This is a genomic window from Clostridium muellerianum, from assembly GCF_012926525.1.
Classification (GTDB): Bacteria; Bacillota; Clostridia; order Clostridiales; family Clostridiaceae; genus Clostridium_AM; species Clostridium_AM muellerianum.
Genome location: NZ_JABBNI010000006.1, coordinates 21,585 through 39,430, shown reverse-complemented (window position 1 = coordinate 39,430; position 17,846 = coordinate 21,585). Strand labels below are relative to the sequence as shown.

General features: G+C 30.1%; 13 protein-coding genes and 1 riboswitch. Of the genes, 11 read left to right on the top strand and 2 right to left on the bottom strand.

All coding sequences use genetic code 11. From position 1 onward, the window contains the following. Positions 1–407 precede the first annotated feature (407 nt). From hpf to HBE96_RS02150, 10 genes are all read left to right on the top strand, one after another. Positions 408–935 carry a ribosome hibernation-promoting factor, HPF/YfiA family gene (gene hpf / locus HBE96_RS02195; protein ID WP_169296140.1) on the top strand — a complete coding sequence of 176 codons (528 nt, stop codon included), beginning with the start codon at positions 408–410 and terminating at the stop codon, positions 933–935. A 186-nt stretch (positions 936–1,121) separates the two neighbouring features. Next, positions 1,122–3,632 carry a preprotein translocase subunit SecA gene (gene secA, locus HBE96_RS02190; RefSeq protein WP_169296139.1) on the top strand — a complete coding sequence of 837 codons (2,511 nt, stop codon included), beginning with the start codon at positions 1,122–1,124 and terminating at the stop codon, positions 3,630–3,632. A gap of 83 nt (positions 3,633–3,715) precedes the next feature. Next, a protein-coding gene (gene prfB / locus HBE96_RS02185) for a peptide chain release factor 2 (RefSeq protein ID WP_342590147.1) occupies positions 3,716–4,820 on the top strand; the annotation gives its coding sequence in 2 pieces (ribosomal slippage) (positions 3,716–3,778 and positions 3,780–4,820; 1,104 coding nt in all). 173 nt (positions 4,821–4,993) lie between these two features. After that, positions 4,994–5,455: a MarR family winged helix-turn-helix transcriptional regulator gene (locus HBE96_RS02180; protein WP_169296138.1), complete on the top strand. Its 462-nt coding sequence runs from the start codon at positions 4,994–4,996 to the stop codon at positions 5,453–5,455. 31 nt (positions 5,456–5,486) lie between these two features. Next, complete coding sequence (locus HBE96_RS02175) at positions 5,487–6,932, top strand: MDR family MFS transporter (protein ID WP_169296137.1); 1,446 nt, start codon at positions 5,487–5,489, stop codon at positions 6,930–6,932. Between the two features lie 215 nt (positions 6,933–7,147). Then, complete coding sequence (locus tag HBE96_RS02170; RefSeq protein WP_169296136.1) at positions 7,148–9,310, top strand: Tex family protein; 2,163 nt, start codon at positions 7,148–7,150, stop codon at positions 9,308–9,310. 88 nt (positions 9,311–9,398) lie between these two features. Beyond that, positions 9,399–9,515: riboswitch (FMN riboswitch) on the top strand. A 126-nt stretch (positions 9,516–9,641) separates the two neighbouring features. Beyond that, a complete protein-coding gene (locus tag HBE96_RS02165; protein ID WP_169296135.1) occupies positions 9,642–10,265 on the top strand; it encodes an ECF transporter S component in 624 nt (207 codons plus the stop codon). A gap of 69 nt (positions 10,266–10,334) precedes the next feature. Next, positions 10,335–12,032: a ring-infected erythrocyte surface antigen domain-containing protein gene (locus HBE96_RS02160; protein ID WP_169296134.1), complete on the top strand. Its 1,698-nt coding sequence runs from the start codon at positions 10,335–10,337 to the stop codon at positions 12,030–12,032. Positions 12,033–12,127: 95 nt separating this feature from the next. Next, positions 12,128–12,391, top strand: coding sequence for an EscU/YscU/HrcU family type III secretion system export apparatus switch protein (locus HBE96_RS02155; RefSeq protein WP_169296133.1), 264 nt, complete (start codon positions 12,128–12,130; stop codon positions 12,389–12,391). A gap of 11 nt (positions 12,392–12,402) precedes the next feature. Then, positions 12,403–13,089, top strand: coding sequence for a metallophosphoesterase (locus tag HBE96_RS02150; RefSeq protein WP_169296132.1), 687 nt, complete (start codon positions 12,403–12,405; stop codon positions 13,087–13,089). Between the two features lie 80 nt (positions 13,090–13,169). Here the strand turns inward: HBE96_RS02150 and HBE96_RS02145 are convergent, their stop codons facing one another. Then, positions 13,170–14,057, bottom strand: a complete 888-nt coding sequence (locus HBE96_RS02145) for a DUF2225 domain-containing protein (protein ID WP_169296131.1) — start codon at positions 14,055–14,057, stop codon at positions 13,170–13,172. 301 nt (positions 14,058–14,358) lie between these two features. Here HBE96_RS02145 and yjbM point away from each other — a divergent pair, with 301 nt between their 5' ends. Continuing rightward, positions 14,359–15,147, top strand: a complete 789-nt coding sequence (yjbM, locus tag HBE96_RS02140; protein ID WP_169296130.1) for a GTP diphosphokinase — start codon at positions 14,359–14,361, stop codon at positions 15,145–15,147. 162 nt (positions 15,148–15,309) lie between these two features. Here the strand turns inward: yjbM and leuS are convergent, their stop codons facing one another. Continuing rightward, positions 15,310–17,748 (bottom strand): leucine--tRNA ligase, encoded by a 2,439-nt coding sequence (gene leuS, locus HBE96_RS02135; RefSeq protein WP_169296129.1) that lies wholly within the window; start codon positions 17,746–17,748, stop codon positions 15,310–15,312. Positions 17,749–17,846 lie beyond the last annotated feature (98 nt).

Here is a 17,846-nt window from a genome sequence, read left to right as displayed (position 1 = left end):
GCATGGTGCGGTTTAGAAGTAAGTCCTGCCGTTATATAATAGCGAGAGGGTTAGTAGTGAGAGGTTAATTCCCGGTAGCGAGGACTCCAGCAGGCGAGTGTGGGGTCAAAGACCAGGTCAACTGACTTTATATAAAAGTTCTTAATCTAATTGATTAAGAACTTTTAATTTTTTTTTGATTTTTGAATATAATATTAAGTGAAACAAGAAATCAAGAATAAACAAAGAATTTTAAGCAATATTAACTTAAACTTGAATAATATTCTGACAATTCCTTTTAATGGTGTTGTGTTTTGCAAAAATCAGTATTAAAATGAAACTAACAAAAATCAAAAATCAAAAATCAAAACATTCTTAATATTGCAATACAATAAAATTTGCAATATTACAAGGAAGGGGCTGAAAGTATGAGAATAACAGTAAGTGGAAAAAACATTGAGGTAACTAGTGCGCTAAGAAATACAGTGGAGAGGAAGTTATCAAAACTTGAAAAGTATTTCAACCCTGATGTAGAGGTGTATGCTACATTAAGTGTTCAAAAGAATAGACAAATAGTAGAAGTTACGATACCTTTTAATGGTGTTATATTAAGAGGTGAAGAAGAGAATGATGATATGTATGCATCTATCGATTTAGTTGTAGATAAATTAGAAGGTCAAATAAGAAAGCAGAAAACAAAACTTCAAAGAAGAAATCATTCAGATTCACTTAAATTCCAGTTCATACCTGATGTAGAACCAAAGGACAAAGATGAGTCTAAAATAGTTAAGACAAAAAAGTTTGCAATAAAACCTATGTCTTCAGAAGAAGCAGTTCTACAGATGGAACTTTTAGGACATAATTTCTTTGTATATAAGAGTGCAGAAGATGGAGAAGTAAATGTGGTTTATAAAAGAAAAGATGGTAATTATGGTTTGATAGAACCTGAATTTTAAATTTAAAAAATGGAGGAAGCGTAATGCTTCCTCTTTTTAAGGTTTATTTTAAAAAATGTATATTAAATGTAACAAATTTTTAAACTATGATAAGTATCCAATATATAAAGTTGAATAGCAAATGATTAGGTGTTATAATCTATAAGGTGTAACTTTATAAAAATTTGATATGTGAGGATGAAAACAATGAATATTTTTCAGAAAATGTTTGGTACATATAGTGACCGAGAAGTTAAAAGGATAATTCCTATTGTTAATAAAATAGATGCTTTAGATTCTGAAATTCAAAAACTAACTGATGATGAATTGAAAGCTAAAACAGTTGAATTTAAAGAAAGAGTAGAAAAAGGGGAAAGCTTAGATGACATATTACCAGAAGCTTTTGCCGTAGTTAGAGAAGCTGGATTTCGTACTATAGGATTAAAGCATTTTAGAGAACAACTTATAGGTGGAATAGTTCTTCATCAAGGAAGAATATCAGAAATGAAAACAGGTGAAGGTAAAACTTTAGTAGCTACTTTACCTGCATATTTGAATGCACTTAGTGGAAAAGGAGTTCATATAGTTACAGTAAATGATTATCTTGCTAAAAGAGATAGAGATACTATGGCACCAGTGTATGAATTTTTAGGACTTAAAGTAGGTGTAATTCTTCATGATTTAAATCAATCTCAAAGACAAGAAGCTTATAATTGTGATATAACTTATGGTACTAACAGTGAATATGGATTTGATTATTTAAGAGATAACATGGTTATATATAAAGAAGAAAGGGTTCAAAGAGGCTTAAATTATGCCATAGTAGATGAAGTTGACTCTATATTAATAGATGAAGCTAGAACACCTCTTATAATTTCAGGTGAAGGTGAAAAATCTACTGATTTTTATAAGGTAGCAGATTATTTTGCTAAATCATTAGTAAAAGAAACAGATCTTAATATTGATGAAAAAGCTAATGCAGTAATGCTTACTGATGATGGTATTGAAAAAGCAGAAAAATTCTTTAAATTGGAGAACTTTGCTGACCCTGAACATATGGAAATACAGCACCATGTAGTTCAAGCGTTGAAAGCTAATTACATGATGAAGAGAGATAAAGACTACATGGTAAGAGACGGCGAAGTAATGATTGTAGATGAATTTACAGGAAGAATGATGGAAGGTAGAAGATATAGTGATGGCCTTCATCAAGCTATAGAAGCAAAAGAAGGAGTTAAAGTAGAAAGAGAATCAAAAACTCTTGCAACTATAACATACCAAAACTATTTTAGAATGTTTAAAAAACTTTCAGGTATGACAGGTACTGCTTTAACAGAAGAAAATGAATTTAGAGAAATATATGGATTAGATGTAATAGTAGTTCCTACTCATAAGCCAATAGCTAGACAGGATTTACCTGATGTAGTATATAAGACAGCAAAGGGAAAATTTAAAGCAATAGTAGAAGACATAGTAGAAACTCATAAAAAAGGTCAGCCAGTGCTTGTAGGAACAGTAAGTATAGAAAAATCAGAATTACTTTCTGATATGCTTAAGAAAAAAGGAGTGCCTCATCAAGTACTTAATGCTAAATTCCATGAAAAAGAAGCAGACATAATATCTCATGCAGGAGAACCTGGAACAGTTACTATAGCTACTAATATGGCAGGTCGTGGTACGGATATAAAACTTGTAGAAAGTGTTGTAGAAGTTGGAGGCTTAAAGATTATAGGTACTGAGAGACATGAGTCAAGAAGAATTGATAATCAGCTTAGAGGACGTTCTGGTCGTCAAGGAGATCCAGGAGCATCAAGATTCTATGTTTCATTAGAAGATGATCTTATGAGAATATTTGGTTCCGATAAACTTCAAAGTTTAGTTGGAAAATTAGGACTTGGTGATGACGAAGCTATAGAAAGTAAGATGGTTTCAGGTGCTATAGAAAATGCACAAAAGAAAGTTGAAGGAAATAACTTTGACATAAGAAAAACAGTAGTTCAATACGATGATGTAGTAAATAAACAAAGAGAAATTATATATAAACAAAGATCAGAAGTGCTTGAAGGAGAAGACTTAAAGGAACAAATTCAGAACATGATTAAGGATTTAGTTTCTACTGTAGTAGATTCTCACATGTCAGGTGTAGATGAAGAATTTGAAAGTGATTTAGTAAAACTTATTCATTATATGGAAGAACTTTATGTTCAAAAGGATTTTATTAAATTAGAAGATTTAGAAAAGCTATCAAATGAAGAAATTAAGGAAAAATATATAAGTATGGCTCAAGAGATATATTCACATAAAGAAGAAGAGTTCGGCGAAGAACAAATGAGAGAAATAGAAAGAGTTATTCTTCTAAGAGTAGTAGATACAAAATGGATGGATCATATAGATGATATGGAACATTTAAAGAGAGGAATAGGACTTAGAGCATACAGACAGCAGGATCCAGCTCAAGCTTATCAGTTTGAGGGAAGTGAAATGTTTGAAGAGATGATATACAACATCAAAGTAGATACTGTTAAGTATTTATTACATGTTGAAATACAGAAGGCTCCAGAAAGAGAAAGAGTAGTTAAAGAAGTTCATACAAATCAAGCAGAAGATGATTCAGTAAAGAAACAACCAGTTAGAAAAGAAAAGACAGTTGGAAGAAATGATCTATGCCCATGTGGCAGTGGTAAGAAGTATAAAAACTGCTGTGGAAGATTTGAGTAGTGAAGGATTGTATTCTAGAAAAACTTTTTGCAAAGGCAAAAAGTTTTTCTTATATTTTAATTATAAAAGGGAAGTGTGATTAAGTGATAATTCAATTAGAAGAAGTGTTAAGTTCTTTGAATAGTTTAAATCAAATCATAAAAGAAATTAGGGATTCACTTTGACGTAGAAAGCATTAATATAAAGGTAGAAGAATTGCAAAGAAAAATGCAGGAACCTAACTTTTGGAGTGATACGGATAAAGCACAGGAAGTAACAGGTGAAGAAAAGTTTCTTAAATCAAGATTAGATAAGTATAAAGATCTTGAAATTAAGATACAAGATGCTGAATTTTTAACGAAGCTTGCAATGGAAGAAAATGATTTTTCATCATCAAAAGATATAATAAATGAAGTAGGAGAAATTCAAAATGAGATAGAAAGATTTAGAATTGAAGTTCTACTTTCAGGGGAATATGATAAGAACAACGCTATAATGAATATTCATGTAGGCGTTGGGGGGACTGATGCTCAAGATTGGACCGAAATGCTCCTCAGAATGTATACAAGATGGGCAGAAAAAAAAGGATTTAAAATAGAAACTATAGACATTTTGCCAGCAGAGGATGCAGGTATTAAAAGTGCTACTTTAAGAATAGTAGGGGAATTTGCTTATGGTTACTTAAAAGCAGAAAAGGGAATTCACAGATTGGTTAGAATATCGTCTTTTAATGCTAATGGAAAAAGACAAACTTCCTTTGCATCTATTGAAGTATTGCCAGAACTAACTAATAATCAAGATATAGATATAAGGCCAGAAGATATAAAGGTTGATACTTATAGATCTAGTGGTGCAGGTGGTCAGCATGTAAATAAAACAGAATCAGCTATTAGAATAACTCATACTGCTACAGGAATTGTGGTGCAATGTCAAAATCAAAGAAGCCAGCATCATAACAAGGAAGAAGCAATGAGAATGTTAAAATCCAAACTTGCGGAACTTAAAGAAAGAGCTCATAAGGAAAAGATAGAAGATTTAACTGGAGAGCTTAAGGATATGGGATGGGGAAGTCAAATAAGGTCCTATGTATTTCAACCTTACACTATGGTAAAAGATCATAGAACATCTGTAGAGTCTGGTAATATAAATGCAGTAATGGATGGAGATATAGACCAGTTTATAAATGAATATTTGAAGCAATATAATTAGATATTATTAAATAAAACAGCATCGCTTTTGCGATGCTGTTTTATTTAATAATATATGTATATATAGATTGGTAAAAAAACAGTGCTATTTGACAAAATTACATGATTGGCATATTATTAGTATAGCAATTATTTTTATACAAAATATTAGTACACAATATAAAGGAGGAAGAAATGATTACATCTCTAGATAAGTCTATTGGAATGTCCATAAATTATGTTAATAGAAAAATACAAAGGTTTTTATCTGGAAATCTTGAAAGCTATGATATTACTACGGAGCAATGGGCAGTATTGTTAAAATTAGTTGAGAAAGAAGGAATTAATCAAAAATTACTATCTAAGGAAGTAGAAAAAGATCAAGCAACGTTAACAAGAATATTAGATATTTTGGAAAGAAAAAGTTTGATTATAAGAAAAAAATGTGATGAGGATAGAAGATCATTTTTAATTTATGCTACTGATAAAGGTAAAAAACTCAAAAAAGAAGTGTATCCTTTTATTGAAGAACTATTTAAAGATATGATATATGGTATTCCAAAGGAACAATTGGATTTGTTTGTAGACATACTTGACAAAATTAATGAAAATATGTGTACGAGAGAGCAAAAAACAAAACAATGTATTAAAAAGTAATTGAAAAACATTTTAATAGGAGATTGATATAATGGAAGAAAAAACAGAAGAAATTCAATGTGAAGAGAAAGTTTTTAAAGTAGTGCCAATTAGTATAGCATTAATAACTGCAGGCTTTTTTTGTATGCTAAATGAAACAGTATTAAACATGGCTTTAAAAAATTTGATGGTTCAGTTTAGTATAAATGCAAATACTGTTCAATGGTTAAGCACAGGATATATGCTTATCATGGGTATTTCTATACCTATTTCAGCATATCTTACTCAAAGGTTTACAACTAGGCAATTATTTTTAACTTCTGTAGTTATATTTGTACTTGGAACAATTATATGTGGAAGTGCTCCCACTTTTTCAATTTTATTAATAGGAAGATTAATTCAAGCTGTAGGGACAGGAATTTTGATACCTAATATAATAAATACTTTAATAATTATTAATCCTATAGAAAAACGTGGAAGAGCACTTGGAATATTTAATCTTGTTATGTTTTGTGCACCTGCTGTTGGACCGACTATTTCAGGATTAATCATACAATCGCTTAATTGGAGATGGTTGTTTTTTAGTATAATGCCTTTTTCTGTTATTGCACTTGTTATTGGACATATTTACATAGAAAATGTAACAGAGGTATCAAGGCCAACTCTTGATATTGCGTCAGTTATATTATCAACTATTGGTTTTGGTGGATTTATATATGGAGTTAGCAATATAGGAGGTTCATCTAATACTACAATGGTTGTTCCTATGGTTGTTGGATGCATTGCATTAGCAATATTTGTAGTACGTCAATTAAATATGAAACAACCTATGCTGGACATGCGTACATTTAAGTATCCAATGTTTACCTTGGGAACTATCCTTATTATAATTATGCACATGGTTAATTTTGCAACTATGCTTCTTTTGCCAATGTTTCTTGAAGGAGCATTGGGATTAGCAGCTTTTACAGCAGGGCTTGTTATGCTGCCAGGTGGACTTATTAATGGAATTGTATCACCTATTTCAGGACATCTTTATGATAAATTTGGCCCTAGAAAATTAATTATTCCGGGATATATAATTTCAACTGTTGTATTCTTTATATTTTCTAGAAGTCTATCACTTAGTATAACTATTCCAACAATTATTATTTTGCATTGTCTTTCATTAATAGCTGTAGGATTGATAAATACTCCAACTCAAACTAACAGTTTAAATCAGTTACCACCAGAATATTATCCTCATGGTACTGCTATAATGAATACATTACAACAAATAGCAGGGGCATTTGGAACATCATTATTCGTTGCTATTATGTCTGCTTATCAAAGAAATTACTTAATGACTGTAAATAATCCTAACGATACTAAGCATCAAGCAGTATCACTAGTTTTAGGAGTAAGACATAGCTTTTCAATTGAGGTAGGAGTACTTATTGTTGCTGTAATAATATCTTTATTTATTAAAAACAATATAAAAAAAGCTATAACAAATTAAGGTTAAGAAAGTAATAAGATTTAGTGTAATTTGAAGTTAGTTTATATTAATTTGCCAAATGCTGTGTCGGTGGTGTAATATATTATTAGTTATTTTTAATAAATAAAAATTGCTATTTATAATAGCAGAATATATGCATTAGGCACCTTTTATCTATTAATATTTTAAAAGGTGCTTAAATTAAGATAATAAGGTTGGAGGCAAGTATAAGTAATATGAAAAGTATAGTGGATAGATTGGTAGAAGAACTTAACTTAAATAAGAAAAATGTTGAAAGTGTAATAGAACTTTTGGATGGGGGAAATACAGTACCATTTATAGCTAGATATAGAAAAGAAGCAACTGGCAATATGGATGATGTAACTCTTAGAAATCTATTTGAAAGGCTTACATATTTAAGAAATTTAGAGAGTAGAAAAGAAGATGTTGTAAGGCTTATAGATGAACAAGGTAAGCTTACAGATGAACTAAAAACGGTTATAATGAAATGTGATACTTTAACAGAAATAGAGGACATATATAGACCATATAAGCCTAAAAAGAGAACAAGAGCTATAATAGCAACAGAAAAGGGGCTAAAGCCATTAGCTGAAGTAATATGGAATGGTGAATTTAAAGATGATATAAACGCATATGCTGGTAAATTCATAAATGAAGAAAAAGAAGTGAAATCAGAAGAAGAAGCACTTCAAGGAGCTATGGATATAATAAGTGAAATTATATCTGATGCAGCTGAATATAGAAAATGGATTAGAAACTTAGTTAAAAATGAAGGGCTTATAGAAACTACAGGGGAGAATAAAGACAATGAGACTACTCCTTATGAAATGTATTATGATTATAAAGAAGCTGTGAAAAACATTCCAGCACATAGAATACTTGCTATAAACAGAGGGGAAAAAGAGAAGATACTTTCAGTTAAAATAACTGCAGATATGGAAAAAATAACTGTTTACTTAAAATCAAAATGCTTAAAAGGCAATAATGTCACAGATATGTATATAGAAGAAAGTATAAAAGATTCATTAAAAAGACTTATATATCCATCCATTGAAAGGGAAATAAGATCTGAGCTTACAGATATAGGGGAAGAAGGAGCTATAAAGATATTTAAGGCTAATTTAAAAGCATTGTTAATGCAGCCACCTATTAAAGGGAAAGCTGTATTAGGTTATGATCCTGGATTTAGAACAGGATGCAAAATAGCAGTTTTAGATGATACAGGTAAATTGTTAGACACATCTACAGTGTATGCTACAGTACCTAAAAATGATGTAGAAGGTGCTATAAAGATACTTAAAGAATTAGTATATAAGTATGATGTAGGGGTTGTATCTTTAGGAAATGGTACTGCAAGTAGAGAATCTGAAGAAGTTATTGTAAGGTTAATAAAAGAAGTCAAAGCAGAAAAGAATAAAGAACTCTACTATGTCATTGTATCAGAAGCTGGAGCATCAGTATATTCAGCATCAGAACTTGCAGCTAAAGAGTATCCAGATATAAATGTATCCTTAAGAGGAGCTATATCCATTGGAAGAAGACTACAAGACCCACTAGCAGAGCTTGTAAAAATAGATACTAAATCTATAGGAGTAGGACAATATCAACATGATGTTGCACCTAAGAAATTAGATGAGTCTTTAAAAGGAATTGTAGAGGATTGTGTAAATAGCGTAGGCGTAGATTTAAATATAGCTACTCCATCACTTTTAAGTTACATTTCAGGAATAAATGCAACAATAGCACAAAATGTTGTAGGATATAGAGAAGAAAATGGTAAGTTTAAAAGCAGAAAGGAACTTTTAAAGGTTAAAAGATTGGGAGCTAAGGCTTTTGAGCAGTGTGCAGGATTTTTGAGAGTTATGGAGAGCAAAGAACCTTTAGATAACACATCAGTTCATCCTGAATCTTATGAAGCTGCAAAGGCTTTATTAACTACACTAGGATATAAAATGGAAGATTTGAAAAATGCAAATTTAGCAGATATAGATGATAGAGTAAATAATATAGGTATTGACAGTTTGGCTGAAAAATTGGAAATAGGTGTTCCTACACTTAAAGATATAATAAAGGAAATGAAAAAACCAGGAAGAGATCCAAGAGAAGAAATGCCTAAACCTGTATTAAAAACTGGAATTATAGAAATGTCTCAATTAAAACCAGGTATGCAGCTTACAGGAACTGTAAGAAATGTAGCGGATTTTGGAGCATTTGTTGATATAGGTGTTCACCAAGATGGACTTGTACACATAAGCCAATTATCAGATAAATTCGTAAAGCATCCATTAGATGTAGTTCAGGTAGGAGATATTGTTGAAGTAGTTGTACTAGAAGTGGATGAAAAAAGAAAGAGAATAGCGTTAACTATGAAAAAATAATTATTAAATGATGATTTTAATTTTTAATGTTATATATCTTGAATTTTAAGAAAACTTGTACTATAATGTAACCATAAAAGTTAATAAAATTAATCTTCAGGGCGGGGTGAAATTCCCCACCGGCGGTATAGCCCGCGAGCCTTAATAGGTATGATTCGGTGTGATTCCGAAGCCGACAGTAAAGTCTGGATGGAAGAAGGTAAAGTGTAATGTTTATTCGCCCTGGTATAATATACTAGGGCCTTTATTTATGCTATTACTTAATTAAATTTAAATCCCAAAGAAGATAAATTTATTTTAAGTTTTTAAATTTAGTTGGAGGATGATAAATATGAGGAATGGAAGATTAAACAAGTTAGTAAAAGTATCTTTACTTGGGGTAATTGCATTTATACTTATGTTTGTGGAGGTAGCTACACCGTTATTCCCGAGTTTCTTAAAAATTGATATAAGTGATTTACCAGCTTTAGTAGGAGCCTTTGCATTAGGACCTATGGCAGGTATAGCTATAGAGTTTTTAAAGAATTTACTTCATGGTTTATGTGGAAGTAGTACAGCTTTTATAGGAGAATTAGCAAACTTTGCTGTAGGATCAGTTGTAGTTGTAGTTGCATCATGTATTTACGGTCAAAGTAAGACTAGAAAAACTGCTGTAGTTGGTTTAGTTATAGGTACAATTGCCATGTCATTAGTGGCTAGTGTTTTAAATTATTTTATACTATTACCTTTATATGAGAAAGTGCTTCATTTTCCTATAAGTGCTATAGTAGCAATGGGTAATAAAATTAATCCAAATATAAAAGATTTAAATAGCTTTGTGGTTTTAGCTATCCTACCTTTTAATTTGATTAAAGGAGTTATATTATCTGGATTAACATTTGCTATATATAAAAGTGTATCACCAATACTTTATGAAGAAAGAAATAGAAAAACAGAATTTGTAAAGAATAATTAGTGTAAAAAGTCCAGGAAACCCTGGATTTTTTTTTGTTTACATACGATAATATAAAAAAGAGGTGATACTATGGCAGGAATTTGGAATGTAAATAGTACCTATAATGTTAACACCAAAAGGATTTTTAGCAAGTTGTCCTTTGAAGTAGGTCAGAATTTTGCAGCTAGAATTATGAATTTAGATAAATTAACAGGAGAAGTTTTATTAAAACTTTTAGATGGATGGCAATTTTCAGCAAAGCTTCAAAAGGGTATAGATATATTACCAGAAGGTTTAATAAGGTTTCAAGTAGAAGGTTTTGAAGATGGAGAACTCCAATTAAAAGTATTAAATCCTGACAATAAAAAATCTGATACAGAAAAAGATTCTATAGATTTTTTATTAAAAAGTAAGAGTATTAATGTAGATAAAAAAGATTATACGCTTTTAAGTAAGATGGTAAAACATGAAATACCTTTAACTAAAGAAAACATATCTAATATGAAAACTATAGTAGATTTTATGGATAAAATAAATCAAAATCCTGAAGAAGAAACTGCGTTCATAGATAGATATATGCAGAGTAAAAATATATCTCCAAGCAGTGCTAAGGGACAAGAAATTAAGGAAACTTTAAAAGGTTTTTTTAGTGAGTTAAAAAATCTTTCAGAAGAAGATGTACTTATTTTTGCAGAAAATAACATTGAGTTAACAGAAAAAAACATAAAAAGTTTTAATGACATATTTAAGAAACCAGGAGGACTTTACAAAGAAATCAAAAATATGGGTCAGGAGATTTCGGGTAAAAATCCTCAAGAAACAATGAATAAGCAAGATAGTAACATAAAAGGTGAGAAAATATATGTTCAAGCTGAACAAAAAGGTGAAGTTTTAGAGAATGGCAGTAAAAATATAACCTACAAGGATATAACTGAGAACGCAAATAAAACTGAAAATGTAGTTCAAAATAAAATTCAAGATGTAAATAAAAATAATGTTGAAAGCGAAAACAAGAGTGTAAATAGTAGTAAAGGTGAAAATGTAAGCAATAGTAATGCTCAAGGTAATGTTCAAACTAAAGTAGAAAATAAAGTTGAAAAACAATCTCAAAGTGAAAATCAGCTTAACAAAGAAATATCTAATAAAGAAATAGAAACAAATAATACCAATAAAGAGGAGTTTAAAAGTTATTTAAATAAAAATAATGTGGATAGTAAAGAGCAGATTGTAGAAAAAATTGCAAAGGCTATAAAGGATCAAATAAGTGAAAAGACACAGGAAATGAAGAATATAATAAGAACTGCATTAGAGAGCAATAGTGAAATGAAGTCTGAAGCATTTAGTAATATTCAACAAGTTTTAGATAAAAGCATAAATGACTTTAAGGTTTTTAATACTGTATCAAATTCATATTACTATTTAGATTTACCTTTAAATGTGGATAATTCAGAATATCAATGCAAGCTTATGATAAAGGACGAAAGAAAAAAAGGTAAGAAAATTGATTCTACTAATGTAAAAATAGCTGCATCCGTTAGCACAATTAACATGGGAGTAGTTGATGCTTATATTAAGGTAAATAATTTTAATATGGATATAGATATAAAATGTGATAGTAACTGGATTGATACATTGGACAATGGTAAAGGTAGGATTTTTGATGAATTAAATGATATAGGATATAATTTAAATATATATGTAAATGAAAAAAAACAAGAAATTAATATTGTAAATTGCAGAGAGTTTTTTGAAGATGACAATTTAGGTATAATAGATAGAAAAGTTTAACTTAAATATAAAGTTGATTTACAATAGAAGTTTAACAATTTATAATATATATTGTAAATTTAAAAAATCCCCTTATTAATTGAGAGGTGTTTATTATGAATAAAAGAAAAAAAGCTGCAGCCTTAAGATATGAACAGGGGTATGAGGCGCCTATTGTAACTGCAGCAGGAATGGGATGTGTTGCAGACAAAATAATAGAAAGTGCAGAAAAAGCTAATGTGCCAATTGTATATGATAAAGAGCTAACGGATCTTTTAAGTAGCGTAGACGTAGGAGATTCTATTCCATTTGAATTATACGATGTAGTAGCAAAAGTAATAGCTTATGTAATGGATATAGATAAAAATATAAAAAAGTAGAAGGTGGTTGGGTGGCATTATTTGCAATGTCTGATTTGCATTTAGATTTAAATGGTGATAAGCCAATGGATATATTTGGGGATAACTGGTTTCAACATGACAAAAAAATTAAATGTAATTGGATCGGAAAAGTAAAGAAAGAAGATGTAGTTCTTGTAGCAGGTGATATATCCTGGTCAATGAAGATAGAAGATGGTATGCAGGATTTAGAATGGATTCATAAGCTGCCAGGTACAAAAGTTATGGTAAAAGGTAACCATGATTATTGGTGGGTAAGTATTACAAAGTTGAATGCAATGTATGAAGATATGAAATTCATACAAAACAATTTTTTTGTTTATGAAGACTATGCTATATGCGGTACTAGAGGATGGGTGTGCCCAGGAGGGGATAATTTCTCAAGTCATGACGAAAAAATATATAAAAGAGAGCTGGGAAGACTGAAATTATCTTTAGATTCTGCTGTGAAAGCTGGATTTAAGAATTTTATTGTTATGCTTCATTATCCACCAATAAATGATAAAAATATGGATTCCGGATTTGTAGATATATTTAAAGAGTATAATGTAAAGCGTGTTATATACGGTCATCTTCATGGTGCATCTTTATCAAAAGCAATAAAAGGAAAAATAGATGAAATAGAATATATTGTTACATCAGGAGATTATTTAAATTTTAATCCTATAAGAATTTTATAGTATGGTTTCTAATGGCTCTAATATTATATTCTAAGGTAGAATGATATTATTAGAGCTTATATTTTACAAATGTGGTTTTATTAACTGAAAAATCTTGAAAAAAAGCCCTTCTTTTCTTTTGTATTTTGTTTTTCAGAACTATTAACATTATTCAATTTATCAACACCTTTTTCTAATTCTTGAGCTTCTTTTATTAAGTCTCTTTGATCCCTGCTGCGGTCTTTTAGTTTTGAAGGAACTCCATAAGTAGTTATTAGTTGGCTAAACCATTTTGAACCCTCATCGTTATTTCCTAATCTTCTATTAAGTTCACCTATAATATACATAGAAGTAAATTTATCCATGTTATATAAAGGAAAGGCTTCATTAAAAAAAGCCGAATTAAATCCTTCTAAGGCCTGTTTTAAAAACATAGACTCATTTTCCGTATCTTTTAATAATCTATACATCCAGGCTAGCTTCAAACAATTCATAGCTTTTTTACTAGGTTTTGAATCTGTTACATAATAATTTAATAAGGAAAGCTTAAATCTTTCTATGGCGATATTAACATTGTATACATCAGGGTAATTTTTAGGACGCCATTTTGGTTGAATTTTTTCTTTTACTAAGTCAATTTGATAGCCTCTAAGTTTATTAAAGTCACTTTTCATAGCAGAATAGCCACATTTATTGCAAATCCATACATCATAAAAATAAGGATTTATAACATCATATCTGATGAATGAATCGGAATCTCTCCCTGACATTCTAGCAGCTGAAGTTTTAACTGCCTTAGCCTTAAAAACATTATCGCAAACAGGACACGTAATTTCACGATCATACAATAATTTTATTTCTTTTTCTTCATCAGTTAATTCAAGAAGTTCTTCTTTTTTTATCTCTTTCTTCTTCGTATTGTATAAATCTATTTCATCTATATCATCAAATCCTAAATCTTCCAGACCGGAAAATATGCTTTTTGACATTAGAGCATCACCTTCAATACTTAAAAATTTTCACATAATTTATTATATCAAAAAAGCAGATCAAATTAAATTATATTATTATAGTTATATGTAAGTGCTGATTTAATACTTAAATAGGGAAAATTTTAATAAAATCCTGGAGATCTGTTCTATTATTAAAACTATTATTTATACAAAAAAGTATGCATATTTAGAGTGTATAGTGTATACTGAGGATTGAAGTTTTAGTTATAAATAACGAAAGTAGTAGTATAATATAAGGGAAGACTAGGTTAAATCAACTGTATAGGGGTGAGTGCATATGGCTATAGGGGAATGGAAAACATTTTTAATACCTTATGAGCAAGCAGTGGAAGAATTAAAAGTCAAGTTTAGAAGTATAAGAAAAGAGTACAGAGGGAAGAATGAATATTCACCTATAGAATTTATTACAGGCAGAGTAAAGGAAGTATCCAGTATATTAGAAAAAGCTAATAAGTTTAACATACCTTTAGATAGAATAGATCGTGAAATAGAAGACATAGCAGGTATACGAGTTATGTGCCAATTTGTTGATGATGTTGAAAAGGTTGTTGAAATAATAAGGTGCAGAAAAGACATGCAGATACTGTATGAAAAAGATTATGTAACAAATGTAAAGGAAAGTGGTTATAGAAGTTATCATGTAATTATAAAATATCCTGTAAATATGGCAGATGGTGAAAAAGATATTCTAGCAGAATTTCAAATAAGAACTTTAGCAATGAATTTTTGGGCAACTATAGAGCATTCGCTTAACTATAAATATAAGCATGAAATACCTAATAATATAAAATTGAAATTGAAAAGTGCAGCAGATGCAGCTTTTCAATTAGATGAGCAAATGCTTGAGATAAAAGATGAAATAAAAGATGCTCAAAAATTGTTTGAAGTAAAGTCTAGTCTTATTTCAGATATAATGAATAATATTATAACACTATCTTCTATGGGAAAGTTGTCTGAAGCTAAAATATATCAATCTAAATTAAACAAGCTTATAGAAGAAGGAGAAGTAGCCGAACTTACTAGTTTGCTAAGAAGTACGGAAAAAGTTCTTGAAATGTATAAATAATTTTGGAGATATTGTAGAAATTATAAGATTTCCATGAAAATATAAAAACCATGCATAAGTAGAAAAATTTTCTTGTATGCATGGTTTTTTATTTGCTAAAGTTTGAAAGTAATTTTTTAACTTTAGCTTTTAATAAGTTTAGTCCTTATAGTTATAAATGAGTTATTTTACTACTATGTTTACAAGTCTTCCCTTAACTACAATAATCTTTTTAAGTTCCTTATCTTTAATCATAGATTTTATATCATCGTTATTAAGTACAATTTCTTTTATTTCATCATCAGATAAACCTGTAGCTATATTAATTTTAGATCTTACTTTTCCGTTAATCTGAATTGCAATCTCTACTTCATCTTTTATTAATGCACTAGAATCAAATTCAGGCCATTTTTCATTAAATATAGAGAAAGGCATACCTATAAGATTCCACTGTTCTTCTGCAAAGTGTGGAGCAAATGGTGCAATAAGTTTTACAAAATCAATTATAGTATCCTTTAAGAAAGTAGCATTCTTTGTATCCTCTGATAAATACTTAGAAAGAGCATTTGTGTATTCCATAAGTCTTGCTATAGAAGTATTAAACTGGAATTTGTTAGCATCTTCTGATATAGATTTAATAGAGAAATTTCTTACATAATTTAATGCTTTTTCTGCTTTATCTAATGAAGTTTTATCATTTTTAGTGGTATTAATTATTTCTCTACAAGAATCCATAATTCTTTCAATTCTATCTACGAATCTTCCTATGGATTTTATACCATCATCACTCCATGCACCGCCTTCTGTATAATCAAATCCAAACATAAGATACATTCTAAATACATCTGAACCAAATTCCTTAATGTAATCATCTGGTGATATAGTATTTCCTTTTGACTTACTCATTTTTAATCCATCTGGTCCAAGAATTAATCCCTGATGTCTTAATGATAAGAAAGGTTCACCAAAGTTTAAGTATCCCATATCTCTTAATGCTTTTGTTATAAATCTAGCATATAAAAGATGCATACACGCATGTTCTGGTCCGCCTACATACATATCTACAGGAAGCATCCTGTTTATTTTTTCAGTATCAAAAGCTTTTTCTGAATTTTTGTTATCAGGATATCTTAAGTAATACCATGAAGAGCAAACAAAAGTATCTAAAGTATCGGCTTCTCTTTTAGCAGGTCCTCCACATTTAGGACAAGTAGTATTTGTAAATTCTGGGGATTTTGACAAAGGCGATTTTCCATCAGGTGAAAATTCAACATCATAAGGAAGTTCTACTGGTAGATTTTCTTCAGGTATAGCTACTGTTCCACATTTTTCACAATATACTATAGGAATAGGAGCACCCCAATATCTTTGTCTTGAAACTAACCAATCTCTTAATCTGTAGTTAACTTTCCATCCACCAAGATTTATGCTTTGAAGTTTTTTTACTACAGCTTCTTTACCTTCGCTTCCAGAAAGACCGTTAAATTCTGAGCTGTTAATCATTTTACCGTATTCAGTATATGGAAGAGAATCTCCTCCCTCAATAACTCGTTCTATTGGAAGATTGTATTTTGTAGCAAATGCAAAATCTCTTTCATCATGAGCAGGAACTGCCATAACTGCACCAGTACCATAAGTATTTAAAACATAGTCCGCAACCCATATAGGAACTTTTCTTCCGTTTATAGGGTTAATAGCATATGAGCCTGTAAATACTCCAGTTTTTTCTCTTGTAATAGATTGTCTTTCTATATCTGATTGTTTTTTAGCATCCTCTTTATATTTAGATACTGATTCTTTATATTTATCAGTAGTAAGTTCGTCTACTAGATCATTTTCAGGGGCTAAAACTACGTAAGTAACACCAAATAGAGTATCTACTCTAGTTGTAAATACTTTGAATTCAACAGAAGATTTATCTACTTTGAAAATAGCTTCAGCACCTTTTGATTTACCAATCCAATGTCTCTGCATAGCCTTAGTTTTTTCAGGCCAATCCAACTTGTCTAAGTCTTGTAATAATTCTTCAGCATAATCTGTAATTTTAAGAAACCACTGAGTTAAATTCTTTTTGGCAACTTCAGTGCCGCATCTTTCGCAAGCACCTTCATGTACTTGTTCATTAGCAAGTACTGTATTACAACTAGGACACCAATTTACAGGTGCTGCGCTTCTGTAAGCTAAGCCTTTTTCGTAAAGTTTCAAAAATACCCATTGAGTCCATTTATAGTAATCTGGAAGGCATGTAATTACTTCATTTTCCCAGTTAAACATAGCTCCCATAGCTTTTAACTGTTTCTCCATAGTTTCAATATTTTTCATAGTAGAGTCTTTTGGATGAATTCCTGTTTTTATTGCATAATTTTCAGCAGGAAGACCAAAAGCATCAAACCCCATAGGCTGAAACACATTATATCCTTGCATTCGTTTCATTCGAGCCCAAGAATCTACAGGTCCATAGTTAAACCAGTGTCCTGCGTGAAGTTTGCTTCCTGATGGATAAGAGAACATTTCAAGTGTGTAAAGTTTTTCTCCTGGATTATTTTCATCGAATTTATAAATTCCTGATTCTTCCCATTTTTTTTGCCACTTTTCATCAACGTTAGTACCATAGTTACCCATGTTATCGCTCCTTTTCACATTTTTATCTATTAGCTAAATATTACTAATTTATAATTGGTATTATTGACAATACTTAAATAAAATAAAAGACCCCTCGT

What these genes read in the sequence shown, in the direction of transcription:
- HBE96_RS02155 (WP_169296133.1), top strand. Translation starts at nt 12,128, where the DNA reads ATGAATAAAAGAAAAAAAGCTGCAGCCTTAAGATATGAACAGGGGTAT.
- HBE96_RS02170 (WP_169296136.1), top strand. Translation starts at nt 7,148, where the DNA reads ATGAAAAGTATAGTGGATAGATTGGTAGAAGAACTTAACTTAAATAAG.
- HBE96_RS02165 (WP_169296135.1), top strand. Translation starts at nt 9,642, where the DNA reads ATGAGGAATGGAAGATTAAACAAGTTAGTAAAAGTATCTTTACTTGGG.
- HBE96_RS02180 (WP_169296138.1), top strand. Translation starts at nt 4,994, where the DNA reads ATGATTACATCTCTAGATAAGTCTATTGGAATGTCCATAAATTATGTT.
- HBE96_RS02160 (WP_169296134.1), top strand. Translation starts at nt 10,335, where the DNA reads ATGGCAGGAATTTGGAATGTAAATAGTACCTATAATGTTAACACCAAA.
- HBE96_RS02175 (WP_169296137.1), top strand. Translation starts at nt 5,487, where the DNA reads ATGGAAGAAAAAACAGAAGAAATTCAATGTGAAGAGAAAGTTTTTAAA.
- secA (WP_169296139.1), top strand. Translation starts at nt 1,122, where the DNA reads ATGAATATTTTTCAGAAAATGTTTGGTACATATAGTGACCGAGAAGTT.
- HBE96_RS02145 (WP_169296131.1), bottom strand. Translation starts at nt 14,057, where the DNA reads ATGTCAAAAAGCATATTTTCCGGTCTGGAAGATTTAGGATTTGATGAT.
- leuS (WP_169296129.1), bottom strand. Translation starts at nt 17,748, where the DNA reads ATGGGTAACTATGGTACTAACGTTGATGAAAAGTGGCAAAAAAAATGG.
- yjbM (WP_169296130.1), top strand. Translation starts at nt 14,359, where the DNA reads ATGGCTATAGGGGAATGGAAAACATTTTTAATACCTTATGAGCAAGCA.
- hpf (WP_169296140.1), top strand. Translation starts at nt 408, where the DNA reads ATGAGAATAACAGTAAGTGGAAAAAACATTGAGGTAACTAGTGCGCTA.